We start from the raw sequence: 15527 nt of genomic DNA, 5'->3' as shown, positions 1-15527 counted from the left end.
GCTTAACCCACACCGTGCCATCCAGTGTCATATCATGGACTGGCGGGACGCAGAACGGGCGTTCGATGGTGCCGTCATCGCGATGGAACCGCTGCCCCGGACCTACGAGAAGAGTGTCGAGCGATACGGCGGAAAACCCGCACAGAAGTACAAGGGCGGCATCTACGACCGCTCACTGGTGTCTCGTGGTGTGGTCGACGCCGCGCCAGACGGCGAGTTCGCGACACTCACCTACGACGAGATGGGGGACGTCGTCCGGAACCTGGCGGCTGGGTTCCGGGCGCTCGGCGTGCAACACGGCCAGCGAGTGGGCATCTTCTCGGACACGCGGATGGAGTGGGCCCAGAGCGACTTCGCGCTGCTGGCGGCCGGTGGCGTGGTGACGACGGTGTACCGGTCGTCCTCGCCGGACCAGGTCCAGTACCTCCTCGGTGACTCGGGGGCCGTCGGCGTCGTCGTCGAGAATCAGGACCTGCTCGAACGGGTCGAGCAGGTCGTCGACGCCCTGGACGTGCGCTTCATCGTGGTGATGGACGACATCGACCCCGAGTACGAGGAACGAGACGGTATCTACACCCTCGGGGAGGTGTACGAACAGGGCAAGAGACGGTTCGACGAGGCGACCTACCAGGGCTGGATAGACGATATCGACGTCGACGACCTCGCGAGTCTGGTGTACACGTCGGGGACGACCGGCCAGCCCAAGGGCGTCCAGCTCACGCACCGGAACTTCCGGGCGAACATGAACCAGATGCTGCGCCGGTACGGGCCGCGGCCGAACCGCCCCAGTGGGGTTCCCGACACCGGTGACGCACAGACCATCTCGTTCCTCCCGTTGGCGCACGTCTTCGAGCGACACGCGGGCCACTTCCACATGTACACCGTCGGGAGCTGTGTGGGCTTTGCGGAGAGTCCCGACACCCTGAAAGAGGACTTCCAGTTGCTCCAGCCGACCGTCGCCCTCGCGGTTCCCCGGGTGTTCGAGAAGCTCTACGACGCTATCAGGGAGCAGGCACAGGAGTCGTCGTTCAAAGAGCGCATCTTCAACTGGGCGACCGGTGTCGCCCGGGAGCAACACCACACATCCTCGCCCGGGGCCGTCCTCGACGCGAAGATGTGGCTCGCGGACAAACTCGTCTTCTCGACGGTCCGTGAGGCGCTGGGTGGGAACGTCGAAGCGATGCTCTCGGCCGGCGGGAGCATCTCGCCGGAACTCGCGGCGCTGTACAACGGGATGGGCCTCCCGCTCTGGGAGGCGTACGGGCTCACCGAGACGGCCCCGGGTGTGACCGCGAACCCGCCGGAGGAGCCCAAAGTCGGGACCATCGGCCCGGCGGTCCAGGAGACGGACATCAGGCTAGACAAGGCCGTCGTGCCGGAGGGCGACCTCAGTGACACCCTCGGTGAGACGGGTGAACTCCTCGTCAAAGGACCACAGGTGACCGACGGCTACTGGAACAAACCGACGGAGACAGCGGCGTCGTTCACCGAGGACGGGGACGGTGAGCGCTGGTTCCGGACCGGCGACATCGTCACGAAACGTCCGGACGGCTACTTCGTGTTCCGCGAGCGCTCGAAGCAGTTGCTCGTCCTCTCGACCGGGAAGAACCTCGCGCCACAGCCGATCGAGAGCAAGGTCTCCGACGATCCGGTCGTCGAGCAGGTGATGATAACCGGGGACGACGAGAAGTTCGTCTCCGCGCTCGTGGTCCCGAACGTGGACGAGGTTCGCTCGCGGGCCGCCAGCGAGGGCGTCGACCTGCCCGCGAGCGACGAGGAACTCTGCACTCACGAGTTCACCCGGGAGCAGGTCGAGGCGGCCATCGACGAGGCGAACGAGAGTTTCGAGAAGCACGAGAAGGTGGGGGCGTTCCGGCTGGTGGCCGAGGAGTGGACCGACGAGAACGACCTTCTGACGCCGACGCTGAAGAAGAAGCGTCTGAAGATTAAACAGCGGTACGAGCACCTGCTCGAAGACATCTACGGCGAGGAGCAGTCGACAGACGCCGCCCCGGCGAACTGACGGGTATCGGTCCGGAGAGCCGTCTCGGGATAAACCGGCGTAAACCAGTCAATCTGCCATAAACTTTTATGTAGTGTACCGTGTGTTTCGTGCCAGACTATGGACTGGCGGGAGGCAGAACGGGAGTTCTCGGACGAGGTGCTCGTCGAGAACAACCTGGCACGGATGTTCGAGGAGAGCGCGGCGCGACACGCCGACACGGCGGCACAGCAGTACAAGGGTGGGGTCCACGACCGGGCACTGGCCGAGACGGGCGCACTCGATGCGGCCCCGGACGGCGAGTTCGCGACACTCACGTACGCGGAGATGCGAGACGTCGTCCGGAACCTGGCGGCGGGATTCCGGGCGCTCGGCGTGCAACACGGCCAGCGTGTCGGGATGTTCTCCGATACACGGATGGAGTGGGCGCAGTGTGACTTCGCACTGCTCGCCGCCGGTGCGACCGTGACGACGGTGTACAAGTCGTCCTCACCCGAGCAGATCAAGTACCTGCTCGGCGACCCTGGCGCGACCGGCGTGGTCGTCCAGAACGAGGCGTTGCTCGAACGGGTCCTGGAGGTCGTCGACTCGCTCGACACGCGGTTCATCATCTCGATGGACACGCTCTCCGCAGAGTACGACGACCGCGACGGTATCTACACGCTCGCGGACGTGTACGAGCAGGGGAAGAGACGGTTCGACGAGGACGACTACCAGAACTGGATCGACGCGGTCGAGATGGACGACCTCGCGAGTCTGGTGTACACGTCGGGGACGACCGGCCAGCCCAAGGGCGTGAAACTGACCCACGGGAACTTCCGGGCGAACGTGAATCAGGTCTACCGGCGCTACGGCCCGCGCCCCGACAAGTCCGAGAAGTACCCCACGGTCGACGAGAACACGCAGACCGTCTCCTATCTGCCGCTTGCGCACGTCTTCGAGCGCCTCGCGGGGCACTTCATGCAGTTCGCCGCCGGCGCGTGCATCGGCTACGCCGAGAGCGTCGACACCCTGAAAGAGGACTTCCAGGCCGTCCAGCCGAACACCGCGACCAGTGTCCCGCGGGTGTACGAGAAGATATACGACGCCATCCGCGAGCAGGCCGAGGAGTCGTCGTTCAAAGAGCGCGTGTTCAACTGGGCGACCGGGGTCAGTCGAGACTACTACCGCGCGGACAGGCCCGGCCAGATGCTGAAACTGCGCTACTGGCTGGCGGACAGGCTGGTCTTCAGTGACGTTCGCCAGGCCCTCGGCGGGAACGTCGACTTCCTCATCAGTGGCGGCGGGACGCTCTCGGCGGAGCTGTGCACGCTGTACCACGGGATGGGGCTCCCGATATACGAGGGATACGGGCTCACGGAGGCCGCGCCGGTCGTCTCGACCAACCCGCCGGAGGAGCCGAAGATCGGGACCATCGGCCCGGCCATCCACGACCAGGAGATTCGCATCGACACCACGGTCGTCCCTGAGGGCAAGTTCACGGACGCGCTCGGGAAGTTCGGCGAGTTGCTCATCAGGGGCCCCAACGTCACTGACGGGTACTGGAACAAGCCCGAGGAAACCGAGAAGGCGTTCACCGACGACGGTTACTTCCGGACCGGCGACATCGTCCAGGAGCGCCCTGACGGCTTCCTCGTGTTCCGCGAGCGAGCCAAGCAGTTGCTCGTGCTCTCGACGGGCAAGAACGTCGCGCCGGCACCCATCGAGGACGCGTTCGCGTCACTCCGTACCGTCGAGCAGGTGCTCGTCGTGGGTGACGGAGAGAAGTTCATCTCGGCGCTCATCGTTCCGAACTTCGAGGCGATACGGGAGGTCGTCGACGAGGACCTCCCGGACGACCAGAAGGCAATCTGCCGGAATCCGGCGGTCGTCGAGACCATCCAGGCCGAGGTCGACCGCATCAACGAGCGATTCGAGAAGCACGAACAGATCAAAGAGTTCCGGCTGGTCCCCGAGGAGTTCACCGAGGAGAACGGGCTGTTGACCCCGACGATGAAGAAAAAGCGCGGGAAGATTCGCGAGCGCTACGAGGACTTCGTCTTCGACATCTACGAGGAGGCGAAGGCGGCCGAGTCCCCGCCGAGGAACTGAACCGGGCCCGGAATCCAGTGCCCGATTGCCGGAACCTTTCGACGGCAAACGGGTCGTTTATAACACCGGCGTCCCTCCTCCCGGCCACATGGCGGACACCCGAGGTGACGCGTCGTGCTAGCCCTGACAGCTGCTGCGGGCGGCAGTAGTAGCCTCCTCGCACTCGTAGCGCTGATACTCGCGCTGGGTGTGGGGGCACAGGTACTCGGCGACCGGTTCCGCGTGCCGAGCGTGCTGTTCCTCATCATCACGGGCATCATCGTCGGGCCCGAGGTGCTGGGGCTGGTGACGCTGGAGACGTTCGGCGGTCCGACTCCACTGTCGGCCATCGTCGGCTTCGCGGTCGCCATCATCGTCTTCGAGGGCGCGTTCCATCTCAAACTGGACAAGCTCAGGGAGGCACCCTCGGCGACGTTCCGACTCGTCACCCTCGGGGCGGCAATCTCGTTCGTCGGCACGGCCGTCGGCGTCCACTACTTGCTCGACGCGTCGTGGGGCATCTCGTTCCTCGTCGGGTCGCTGCTGGTCGCCACCGGGCCGACGGTCATCACCCCGATTCTCGAAGTGGTCGCGGTCCGCGACCGCGTCGAGGCGGTGCTGGAGACCGAAGGTATCGTCAACGACGTGACCGCGGCCATCCTCGCCGTCGTCATCTTCGAGACGTTCCGGGTGCAAGAGCCGGGCGTCACCGAGTACGTCCAGCTGTTCGCAGAACGGCTCGGGACGGGCATCCTGGTGGGCCTCGTCGTCGCCGGCATCGTCTGGTACCTGCTCCGGCACGTCGACCTCTCGCCCGCCAACGCACCGCAGAACGCACGGCTGCTCACCCTGGCGGGGGCGGTCGTCGCGTTCGCGGTCGCGAACGAGATTTACTCCGAGGCGGGCGTCGCCGCGACCGCGACAGCCGGCATCGTGCTCGGGAACGCCGACCTGCCCTACGAAGAGCAGATAGAGTCGTTCAAGGGTGACGTGACGCTGGTCGTGCTCTCGTTCGTGTTCATCGCGCTCGCCGCGTTGCTGGAGTTCGAGAAGCTGTTCGATCTCGGCTGGCAGGGCATCGCGCTCGTCGTCTTCGTGGCGATCGTTCTCCGGCCGGCGCTGGTGTTCCTCAGCACGACCGGGAACCGCTTTACCACCAACGAGCGCTGGTTCATCAGCCTCGTCGGTCCCCGCGGTATCATCCCGGCGTCGGTCGCGACCCTGTTCGCACTCGAACTCTCGAACACGGAGTCGGCGATATACAACCAGGCCGGCGCGGACATCCTCGTCGGGACCGTCTTCCTCGTCATCCTCGTGACGGTCGTGTTCGAGGCCGGACTCGCCAGACAGATCGCAGAACTACTCGACGTGATTCCAATGCGTGTACTCGTAATCGGAGGCGGCAAGGTGGGTCGACAGCTCGCCGCCCGCCTCGAAGACCGAGGGGAGAACGTCGTCATCATCGAGAAGAACCCCGAGATAGTCGAAACCGCCCGGGAGGCCGGCTACACGGTCCACAAGGGCGACGGCACCGACACCGACGTGTTGCACTCGGCAGGTGTCGCCAACGCGAAGATACTCGTGGCGGCCACCGGTGACGACGACGCGAACCTCCTCGTGGCACAGCTCGCAAACAGCAAGTTCGACATCGAGACCATCATCGCCCGGGCGAACAACCCGGACAACGTCGAGGCGTTCGAAGACCTCGGCGTGCGGACCATCTCCTCGGCGATGGCGACGGCGTGGGCCATCGACAACGAGATAGAACGGCCCGCGCTCGCGAACTGGATGACTCACATCGGCCGGACCGGTGACGTCCAGGAGATCGAGGTGACCTCGGACGCCCTCGTCGGCCGGACCGTCCGCGAAATCGGGCCGGAACTCCCCGAGGGCTGTCTCATCGCGCTCGTCAGTCGGAACGGTGACACGCAGGTCCCCGACGCCGACTTCACGATGCAGGCTGGCGACCGCATCACCCTGCTCGGGCGTCGCGAGGGCGTCCGCGAGGCGATGAACCTCTGTAACCCGAGCGACTGACTCCCCGTCGACTGGTACGTTTCTGCTGGCGGTCACACCCCTGCTGTTGGCCCGTCCGGTTCGCCGTGGTTTCCTCTCACCGAGCTGTCAGACTCGCCGCTCGCTGGCGAGTCTTGCAACAACGTTTATCGGGAACAGCCCGTTATCTCGGAGCATGAACCACGCAGTTGGTCCGTTACTCACGCTCGATGTCGGTGCCCGCGAGACACAGACGGCGGACATCGACGACGTCCTCGAATCGTTCGTCGGCGGCCGGGGGGTCGGGACGAAACTCGCGCACGACCGCATCCCGTTCGACGTGGACCCGTTCGACGCCGAGAACTCTCTGTTCTTCACCACTGGCCCGATGCAGATGTCGCAGATGTCGTTCACCGGCCGGATGAGCTGTACCGGTGTCTCGCCGCTCACGAACGGCCTGCTCTCCTCGAACGCGGGCGGCTTCATGTCCCGGAACTTCACGGGAACCGGGAACAGCGCGGTCGAGGTGACCGGTGCGAGCGACGAACTGCTCGCCATCCACGTCACCGACGAAGGCGTCGAGTTCGAGGAGGTGCCGGAACTCGAAGGTGCGACGACCTCCGAGGTCTCCGAGTACATGGAGGAGACCCACGGGCTGGGCGAGGACCAGGTCGCCTGCATCGGCCCGGCCGGTGAGAACCTGGTCCGGTTCGCGTCCATCATGACGACAGAGACTCGTGCCTTCGGCCGCGGCGGCCTCGGCGCCGTCCTCGGGTCGAAGAACGTCAAGGCCATCACCTTCGACGGGGACGCCACGCCCGACGTGACTATCCCCGACGTACAGATGGACGTCCACCGCGAGGCCGCGACCAGCGACCACATCATGCGCCGACAGGGGACGACGAGCGTCACCTCGTACGCGAACCACGTCGAGGCGCTGCCGACGCGGTACTTCTCCGAGCTCTCGTTCGAGGGCGCAGACGGCATCGGTGGCGACGCCGTCGAGGAGAAGAAGTACAAGAAGGGTACCTGTTCCTCGTGTGCGTTCGCCTGCAAGCTGCCGACGAAAGACGAGGAGTCGGGCATCGAGACCGAGGGCCCGGAGTACGAGACCGTGATGGCGTTCGGCTCGAACGCGGGCATCGACGACGTGGTCGACGTGATGCAGTCGAACGAACTGTGCGACGAATTCGGCATGGACACCATCTCCTGCGGGGACGTAGTCTCTGCGTACCTCGCCAGCGAGGACGAGTTCGGGAACGCCGACCTCGTCCACGAGACGGTCGAGAAGATAGCCAGGCGTGAGGGTGTCGGTGACACGCTCGCGGAGGGTGTCGCGCGCTGTCACGAGGAACTGGGCGTCGAGAACTGGTCCGTAAAGGGCATGGAGTTCTCCGCACACGACGGCCGCACCCTGAACGGGCAGGGCCTCGCCTTCGCCACCGCGAACCGCGGCGCAGACCACATGTACGCCGAGTTCTACTCGCTGGAGTACCCGCTCGTCGGGAAGGACCAGGCGGTACCGAAGGAGGGGCTGGAGGGCAAGCCTCCAAAGCTCGTCGAGAAGGAGAACCACTCCGCGGTGCTCGACTCCGGCGTCGTCTGCAAGTTCTCGCGCGACTTCGTCGACGACGAGACACTCGGCGCGTTGCTCGATGCGGACTACGACGACCTGCTCGACATCGGCGCGCGTATCGTCGAACTCGAACGGCACTTCAACAACCAGCGCGGCTTCGACCGCGACGACGACCGACTGCCGTACGACCTGCCGGAGTTCGAGGCGGCGCTCTCGGAGTACTACGAGACCCGCGGCTGGAACGACGACGGGACGGTCCCGGACAGCAACGTCTCCGGCCACGCCTCCGCGGACGACTAGATGAACTCCGCGGTCATCTCCACGTTGCCGGACGACCACCACCAGCGCGTCCTGGACCTCTGGGATGACCTGCACGCGGAGTTCGGTATCGACCCGGCCGGCGAACTCCCACCCCCGCACATCTCCTATCACGTCGCCCAGAAGTACGACAAGTCGACGGTCGAATCGCGCCTGCACTCGGTGACTCCCGAGGTCGACCCGTTCACCGTCCACACGAGTGGGCTCGGCGTGTTCACGGAAGCGCCCGTCGTCTACCTCCCGCTGGCGCGGTCGCCAGCGCTGGCCGCGCTGCACGAACGACTCTGGACGAGCCTCACCGACTTCGCGGACCACGCCGACCACTACTACCACCCGGAACGGTGGTTCCCACACGTCACGCTGGCGTACTACAGCCTCGAACCGGAACTGGTGGGCGACGTGGTGTCGTTCCTCTCGGAGCGCTCGCTCGACTGGGAGATGCGAATCGAAGACATCGCCCACCTGGAGTCGAACGACGGTGAGACGCGGATCTGTTCTCGCGTGGAGTTCTGAGCCAGGTCACTCCATCGCGGATTCCGCGGGCGTCTCTGCGACCTCCGTCGTCACTTCGAGGAACACCTCTTCGAGACTGCGGCCTTCGCCGGTCTCGGCGCGCCGCTTCAGTTCCTCAGGGCTCCCTTCGGCGACGAGTCGGCCGTCGTGGAGGACGCCGATGCGGTCCGCGAGTTCGTCCACGACGGGGAGGATGTGCGTCGAGAGGAAGACGGTCATCCGCTGTTCGGCGAGGTCGGCGATGGTGTCGCGCATGGTCCTCGCCGCGCGGGGGTCCAGCCCCGAGGTCGGTTCGTCGAGGAACACTACGTCGGGTCGGTGGAGCACCGCCTGGATGACGCCGGTCTTCTGGCGCATCCCCTTCGAGTAGGCGTCGATGCGCTTGTCGGCGTCCTCGTAGAGGTCGAACCGTCGCAGCAGGGAGTCGATTCGCTCGCGGGCCTCGTCGTCGGGGAGGTCGCGCAGGCCTGCGATGTAGGTCAACTGCTCGCGACCGGTCAACTCGTCGTACAGCGGCGGCTCCTCGGGGAGGTAGCCGATGTTGGGGGTGACGGCGTCACGGTCGGTGACGGGTTCGCCGGCGACCCTGGCGGTGCCCGAACTCGGCCGGATGAGCGTCGTGAGCATCCGCATGGTCGTCGTCTTCCCGGCCCCGTTGGGGCCGAGGAACCCGTACACCGTCCCGGGTTCGATGTCGAGGTCGAGGTCGTCGACGGCTCGTGTCCCGTCGTACTCCTTGGTGAGGCCGTCGGTCTCGATGGCGGGGACTGCCATACGGTGGCGTTCACCCGGGCGTAGTAAGAAACTTCGCGCAACCGGTCGCAGAAAATGGCCGTTCGTCCGTCCTCAGTCCGCCACCAGCACGCGGTCTTCGGACGCGAGCGCTTCGAGTTCGTCCAGCCGCTGGGTGGCGCTGACCGCTTCCGCCCCCTTGCCGTGGGGGACGACCCACAGCAACTCCTCGTCTTCGTCGTAGGCGGCCAGGGCGACGAGCGGGAGCACCTGCATCGTCACCGGCTCACCACCCCGCGTGAGCACGGCCGTCCGCGAGAACGCCCGGAGTTCCACGCCTTCCTCGTTCGCCCACCCGCGGTACTCGGCGAGTCGGTCGCTCGCTTTGCGCTCGGACTCGGTGCTGGCGTCTGCGGGGTCGATGGGAGCGTACTTTCCCCACTGCTCTACCTGGACCTCGTCAACGACGCCAGCGTCCGCGAGTGCCTTGGTACACTCGACGAGGCCCTTCTCGTGTCTGCACATCCATTCGCACGACGGCCGGAGCCAGAGCTCCAGCCGAGTTCCGGTCGGAAATTCCCCGGTCATGCCTGTACAGATGGGACGGGAGAACCTAAGGTATGTGGGTGTATGTCACAAATTAACACAATTGTTATTTGACACGTCCTGCTGAGTGGTCGTCCTCACGGGTCGCTGCAGCACCTCGGTTTTCTCGAACGTATCGAAAAGAAAGACTGTCCTCCTGTCGAGCGGTCGTCCACAACTAGTGGCACGTTAGGGCGTACAACAACAGTCCGCGCGCATGATTACTCGAATCCGTCGTACAACCTCAACTATATCTCACTATTTTGACTACAGGTAATGTCTTGCTGAGAGGTCTGAATATGGACTATTCAATTAACGGAGCTATCTGGCGACTGGTCACTCAACCTGTAGCTCTGTTCGATATCGGGTACAACCACGGTTCTGATGGGTTCGAATCGACCGAGAGCGCATGTTCACCCTCCCCTACCGGCTGTTCGTCTGGACGACCCTGACTGACGGTTTCTGGACCACTCATCTCGACGTGTGGTCCGATTCTTGATAGTTCGGTGGCTTCACCGACGTGGACGGGCACCGTTTCGGGGCGACGAGCACCGACTGGTTCCGACCGCCGACAGTCGCGTCGGCTGAACGTTCCCGGTATGGCCAAAATATCGGCCGCGAAGACACTCTCACGACCGAATACAGCGACGAGATGGAGGCTCGCCCCTCGCTCGCAACAGCTGGAGCAACAAGCGAACGTGAAAGCCCTTACTCGCCTTCGACTTCGAACTCGATGGCTGCACCCTGGCACGACCACCTTTTGTCTCGCATCTCGCGCCGCGAGCGATACAGCTACTCGCGGCGCGAAGTGCTCGCAAAAGCTGGAGCAAAAAGCGAACGTGAAAGCCCTTACTCGCCCTCGACTTCGAACTCGATGGCTGCACCCTGGCCAAAGCCCACGCACAGGGTCGCCAGTCCGAGACCGCCGCCGCGCTTGCGCAGCTCGTGGATGAGCGTCACGGGCAGGCGTGCGCCGGAGGCACCCAGCGGGTGACCGATGGCGATGGCGCCGCCGTTGACGTTGAAGATGTCGTTGTCGATGCCGAGTTCGTCGCGGGCGTAGACGGTCTGGGAGGCGAACGCCTCGTTCAGTTCGACGAGGTCGTAGTCCTCGATGTCACGGCCGTTGCGCTCCAGCAGGCCGCGGGTCGCGGGGACCGGGCCGATGCCCATGACGGTCGGGTCGACGCCGGCGACGTTGTTCATGCCGACCTCGGCGAGAATCTCGAGGTCGTGCTCCTCGGCGAACGCCTTCGAGGTGACGAGCGTCGCGGCCGCGCCGTCGGAAATCTGGCTGGAGTTCCCGGCGGTCACGTCCTCCATGAACACCGTGGGGAGGCTCTGGAGCGTCTCGAAGTCGGTTCCGGGGCGGATACCTTCGTCCTCGGTGACGGTACCGTCGGGCGTCTCGATGGGGATTATCTCGTCGTCGAAGCGACCTTCCTCGGTGGCGGCCGCGGCGCGCTGCTGGCTCTGGACGGCGTAGCGGTCCTGGGCCTCGCGGGACACGTCGTACTCCCGGGCGACCTTCTCCGCGGTCATTCCCATCTGGAGTTCGATCATGTTGTACATGTCCTGGAAGTCGGGGTGGAAGCTCCGGCCGTCCATCCCACCCTCCATGGGGACGTTCGTCATGTGCTCGAAGCCACCCGCGATGACGCAGTCGCGGTTGCCCGCGGCGACGGCGTCGCTGGCGGAGATGACGGACTGCATCGAGGAGGCACACCAGCGGTTGATGGTCGTCGCGGGGACGCTCTCGCCGAGTTCGGACATGAGCGCGATGACCCGGGCGACGTTGTTGTCCTGGTGGCCACGCTGTTGCGCACAGCCCCACATGAGGTCGTCGACGTCCTCGCCGCTGAGACCGGTCTCCGCGAGAATCTCGTCGATGAGGGGGACGGCGAGGTCCTCGCCCCGAATCTCGGAGTAGACCCCATCCTTCTTCCCCTGCGGTGTCCGGTACGCTGCCGCGATGACGGGTGTGTTCGCTGCCATGATGGGTACCTCGTGGTCCTGCCCCTTAAATCACCGTAGAACCCCGAGTAATCTCGCCAGGAGTTTATTTCCACTGGCGGAAAAAACTTGATTGGGTGTCTCGTGGTCTGTTGTGGACACTTACAGCAGCATCGTTCGAACAGGGATGGATTTCAACCGAAAAGTAGTTGCGTCGATACCGGTGGGTTCTGCGCTCTGGCTCACGCAGTGAAGTCAGTACAGACGGGGATGCCGAGGGTGCCGTAGTCACTCATCGCGGCGAGTTCGTCTGGGACCTGCTGGATGTCGATGGTCTTCTCGACGAGTTTCGTCGGGTCGATCTTCCCCGTCTCTATCATCGAGAGCATCTCGGGGTAGCGCGACGGCTGGAGGCCGAGCGACCCGACGAACTGTATCTCCTTGGCGACGAACTCGTCGGTCGGGAGCGGAATCTCCCCCGCTTCTTCCGACGTGGTGAGGCCGACCTGCACGTGGCGGCCGCCCTTCCCGAGGCTGTCCACCGCGTTCCGACAGGTGGTCTCGATGCCGAGGGCGTCGACCGAGACGTCGGCCCCGCCGTCGGTGATGTCGTGGACTTCTTTCACCGGGTCACCCTGGCTGGCGTCGACGGTCGCGACCGCGCCGAGTGACTCCGCCTTCTCCAGTTTCTCGTCCTGGATGTCCACCGCGATGGGGTTCGCCCCGAGCGCGTTCGCGATGTGGATGGCCGAGAGCCCGATGCCGCCACAGCCGTGGACGACCACGGACTCGCCGTCGCCCACGTCTCCCTGGTGGGCCATGGCGTGGTAGGAGGTCATGAACCGGCAGCCGATGCCGGCCGCCGTGTCGGTCGAGATGCCGTCCGGGAGCGGGACCGCGTTGATGTCCGCGTTCGGGACGTGGACCTCTTCGGCGAACGCGCCGGGGGCTTCGTTCATGAAGCCGAGGCCGACGTGGTTCTCACAGATGTTCTCGTGGCCGTTCCGACAGAGGCTGCACTTCCCGCACGCGAAGTTGAACGGGATGGCGATGCGGTCGCCTTCGGTGACGGACTCGACCTCTTCGCCGACCTCGACGACTGTGCCACAGGGTTCGTGGCCGAGGATGTGCGGCGGGTCCGGGCGGTACCCGAACCAGTCCCAGTCTCCTTGCCAGCAATGCCAGTCGCTCCGGCAGACCCCGCAGCCGTCGACCCGGGCGATGATGCCCTCGGGTGTCACTTCTGGTCGGTCGACGTCCTGTACCTGGAGCGGTTCTTTGAACGCTTCGAGTACGACTGCCTGCATAGCATCCTGTACATTGTTTGCACACCACACGTTTGTTCGGCCTGTCCCTGCAAGCATCACCCCGCTGAGGCTCAGACCACCCGTCCAGACGTCCAGGCGAACCCAAAAAGCGTATACCCGCTGTGTTACTCTGCGCCACTAATGTCAGACGAGTCCCCGCACTCGCCCGACCGTCCGTCGGCGGACGCCGCCCAGGCCGACGGGGGCTCCGGCGGTGGCGTTCAGTCTGTCGGCGACGGAGCGACGTCGTCGGCGTCGTCGGCCACGTCGGAGTCAGCCGAGCCCGGGTCCGACGACGCGGCGACACCCACCGAAGCACTCGCCGCGCAGGAACGCGAACGAACACGCGACCTGGCCGACAGCGTCCCGTTCCCCTCCACGGACCGCGCACTCGGCGCACTGGTCGTCCTCGTCGTCGCTGGACTGGCTGCCAGGCTGGTGTGGCTCGGTCAGCGCGTCGCCCACCAGGACGAAGGACGAGTCGCGTACTGGATTCTCAGGTACCTCGAGAGCGGCGTCTGGGAGTACCGCCCCATCGTCCACGGGCCGTTCCTCTTCCACGTGAACAAGTTCGTCTTCCAGTTCCTCGGCCCCTCCGACTTCACGTCCCGGCTCGTCCCGGCCCTCCTCGGGGCGTCCCTCCCGCTGGCGGCGTGGCTCTACCGCAAGCACCTGCGGGACACGGAAGTCGTCGCGCTGGGCCTCCTGTTCGCGTTCAATCCCGTGTTGCTGTACTACTCGCGGTTCATGCGCGAGGACATCCCGCTCGTCGTCTTCATGGCGTTCGCGCTGGGCTTTTTCGTGCGGTACACCGACGACCGCAAGCGATGGCACCTCGTCGCCGGGGTGGCCGCCTTCGCGCTCGCGATGACGACAAAGGAGAACGCCCTGCTCTACCCGGTGTGCTGGCTCGGCGCGGCCGCGCTCTTGCTCGACCACCGGCTGTTCCGGGCACCCGCCCGGGGCGAGTCCACGCTCTCGGTCTTCGTCGACTACCTCGACTGGCTCGCGCCGTTCGACGTGCGGGCGACCTGGACCGAGGCACGGCGAGCCAACGGCGGCATCCTCGTCGACCGACACCTGCGCTGGTGGAGCCGGAACTGGGTGTCCGCCGGCTTCGCGGCGTCGCTGGTCGTGGAGTTCGTCGCCATCATCGTGCTGTTCTACGCACCCCGCGGCGGCGGCTTCACCGAGGAGGGCGTCGCGGGCTGGCCCGGTCCGGAACAGGCAGGCATGGACATCGGCCTCTGGAAGGCTATCGGCACGGCCGACGTGAACATGTTCGGCGCTATCGTCTGGGAGTCCCTCGTCGGCTCGTGGGAGCAGTTCGTGGGCCAGTGGGGCGGCGGCCACGGCAACCCGTTCCTCTCCTTTTTCGAGCACTACGTGAACGTCATGCTGGACGGCGCGCTGGTCGTGTTGCTGTTCGCCATCATCGGCTTCGTCGTCGACCGCTACTCCAACCACGGTCCACGTGACTTCGTCTCGCTGTGTGCATACTGGGGCTTCGTCAGTATCCTGGGGTACCCCATCGCGACCGACATCCGCGCCGGCTGGGCGACCACGCACGCCATCTTCCCGCTGGCGATCCCGGCCGCGGTCGGCCTCGCCATCGTCTTCCGGTGGGGCATCGACGCCTTCACCGACGACGACGCGGTCGGCGTCGCGCTCTCGGCCGTGGTCGTCCTCGTGGTCCTCATGTTCATCGCGATGCCGGCCGCGACCCTGGTGTACGCCGAACCGCAGGCCACCGACAACAAGCTGGTCCAGTACGCCCAGTCCTCCAGCACCGACCTCAAGGACACCCTCGCGGACGTCGAACGCGTCGGCTACCAGGAAGGTGGGCCGACCGAGACGGACGTCATGTTCTACGGGAACAAGTACTACGTCTCGAACGAGTCCGACAACCTGCAACCACACGCCGGTGGTGGCTACTTCGACCGCCGGACGTTGATGTGGTACATGGATATGTACCAGCACCGGGCGCTCTCCGACCCGGACGCCGCCTTCAACTACGATTCGACGCTCTCGCTGACCGAACTCGACGAGTCCCGGCCGCCGGTCATCGTCGCCATCGGGAACGGGAGCAACGGCGACGACGCCGAGGAGATACACGGCTGGGCGCTCGACAACGGCTACGAGGCCAGGGAGTTCCAGCGGTTCCTGACCACCAACCGGACCGACGAGGGCTACGGTCCCGGGACGCCGTTCATGATTTACATCGACGAGGACGCGCTGGCAGAGGCGGAGTCCGGTTCTGAACGTGGCGACCGCGCTGCCGATCTCGAAGCCGGAGCTGTCGAGCCCGCGATTGAGGTGGCGTCGGTTCGCGCTCCCGTCGCACCGGCAGTGCGGTCTGTGGTCTGACCGTCTCGCTGGACTTTCTGTCGGTGGTTTCTCTGCCGGTGGTTTCTCGGTCGCCGGTGTGACTACCGGCGAACTCGCGCTGGCGTCCATGACAGCCCCACACAGCACC

The 15527-nt window shown here is 65.3% G+C and carries 10 protein-coding genes; 6 read left to right on the top strand and 4 right to left on the bottom strand.

The genetic code is table 11. The features are described from left to right. The first annotated feature begins 34 nt into the window (after positions 1 to 34). The 5 genes from ACSC1R_RS03320 to ACSC1R_RS03300 all read left to right on the top strand — a co-directional run bounded on the left by ACSC1R_RS03320 (position 35) and on the right by ACSC1R_RS03300 (position 8474). Positions 35 to 2023: an AMP-dependent synthetase/ligase gene (locus ACSC1R_RS03320; protein WP_439027651.1), complete on the top strand. Its 1989-nt coding sequence runs from the start codon at positions 35 to 37 to the stop codon at positions 2021 to 2023. A 99-nt stretch (positions 2024 to 2122) separates the two neighbouring features. Further along, complete coding sequence (locus ACSC1R_RS03315; protein ID WP_439027650.1) at positions 2123 to 4093, top strand: AMP-dependent synthetase/ligase; 1971 nt, start codon at positions 2123 to 2125, stop codon at positions 4091 to 4093. A 114-nt stretch (positions 4094 to 4207) separates the two neighbouring features. Then, entirely contained in the window at positions 4208 to 6109 is a 1902-nt protein-coding gene (locus ACSC1R_RS03310; protein ID WP_439027649.1) for a cation:proton antiporter domain-containing protein, read from the top strand. A gap of 154 nt (positions 6110 to 6263) precedes the next feature. Continuing rightward, entirely contained in the window at positions 6264 to 7943 is a 1680-nt protein-coding gene (locus ACSC1R_RS03305) for an aldehyde ferredoxin oxidoreductase family protein (protein WP_439027648.1), read from the top strand. After that, entirely contained in the window at positions 7944 to 8474 is a 531-nt protein-coding gene (locus ACSC1R_RS03300) for a 2'-5' RNA ligase family protein (protein ID WP_439027647.1), read from the top strand. It begins immediately after the preceding gene. A gap of 6 nt (positions 8475 to 8480) precedes the next feature. Here ACSC1R_RS03300 and ACSC1R_RS03295 read toward each other — a convergent pair whose 3' ends face one another. The 4 genes from ACSC1R_RS03295 to ACSC1R_RS03280 all read right to left on the bottom strand — a co-directional run bounded on the left by ACSC1R_RS03295 (position 8481) and on the right by ACSC1R_RS03280 (position 13051). Further along, positions 8481 to 9248: an ABC transporter ATP-binding protein gene (locus ACSC1R_RS03295; RefSeq protein ID WP_439027646.1), complete on the bottom strand. Its 768-nt coding sequence runs from the start codon at positions 9246 to 9248 to the stop codon at positions 8481 to 8483. 72 nt (positions 9249 to 9320) lie between these two features. Further along, positions 9321 to 9794: an HTH domain-containing protein gene (locus ACSC1R_RS03290; protein WP_439027645.1), complete on the bottom strand. Its 474-nt coding sequence runs from the start codon at positions 9792 to 9794 to the stop codon at positions 9321 to 9323. A gap of 846 nt (positions 9795 to 10640) precedes the next feature. Then, complete coding sequence (locus ACSC1R_RS03285) at positions 10641 to 11786, bottom strand: thiolase family protein (RefSeq protein ID WP_439027644.1); 1146 nt, start codon at positions 11784 to 11786, stop codon at positions 10641 to 10643. Positions 11787 to 11986: 200 nt separating this feature from the next. Further along, positions 11987 to 13051, bottom strand: a complete 1065-nt coding sequence (locus ACSC1R_RS03280) for a zinc-dependent alcohol dehydrogenase family protein (RefSeq protein ID WP_439027643.1) — start codon at positions 13049 to 13051, stop codon at positions 11987 to 11989. A gap of 141 nt (positions 13052 to 13192) precedes the next feature. Here ACSC1R_RS03280 and ACSC1R_RS03275 point away from each other — a divergent pair, with 141 nt between their 5' ends. Further along, the gene (locus tag ACSC1R_RS03275; protein WP_439027642.1) at positions 13193 to 15418 is read left to right on the top strand and encodes a flippase activity-associated protein Agl23; all 2226 of its coding nucleotides are present in this window, start codon (positions 13193 to 13195) and stop codon (positions 15416 to 15418) included. Positions 15419 to 15527 lie beyond the last annotated feature (109 nt).

This window comes from Haloarchaeobius ordinarius (assembly GCF_051801355.1).
In the GTDB taxonomy this organism is placed as follows: Archaea; Halobacteriota; Halobacteria; order Halobacteriales; family Natrialbaceae; genus Haloarchaeobius.
The sequence above is the reverse complement of the archived record's forward strand: the minus strand, read 5'-3'. Positions and strand labels throughout refer to the sequence as shown.

Coding starts and splice junctions, on each gene's coding strand:
- ACSC1R_RS03280 (WP_439027643.1), bottom strand. CDS start 13,051: ATGCAGGCAGTCGTACTCGAAGCGTTCAAAGAACCGCTCCAGGTACAG.
- ACSC1R_RS03295 (WP_439027646.1), bottom strand. CDS start 9,248: ATGGCAGTCCCCGCCATCGAGACCGACGGCCTCACCAAGGAGTACGAC.
- ACSC1R_RS03285 (WP_439027644.1), bottom strand. CDS start 11,786: ATGGCAGCGAACACACCCGTCATCGCGGCAGCGTACCGGACACCGCAG.
- ACSC1R_RS03275 (WP_439027642.1), top strand. CDS start 13,193: ATGTCAGACGAGTCCCCGCACTCGCCCGACCGTCCGTCGGCGGACGCC.
- ACSC1R_RS03320 (WP_439027651.1), top strand. CDS start 35: ATGGACTGGCGGGACGCAGAACGGGCGTTCGATGGTGCCGTCATCGCG.
- ACSC1R_RS03300 (WP_439027647.1), top strand. CDS start 7,944: ATGAACTCCGCGGTCATCTCCACGTTGCCGGACGACCACCACCAGCGC.
- ACSC1R_RS03315 (WP_439027650.1), top strand. CDS start 2,123: ATGGACTGGCGGGAGGCAGAACGGGAGTTCTCGGACGAGGTGCTCGTC.
- ACSC1R_RS03305 (WP_439027648.1), top strand. CDS start 6,264: ATGAACCACGCAGTTGGTCCGTTACTCACGCTCGATGTCGGTGCCCGC.
- ACSC1R_RS03290 (WP_439027645.1), bottom strand. CDS start 9,794: ATGACCGGGGAATTTCCGACCGGAACTCGGCTGGAGCTCTGGCTCCGG.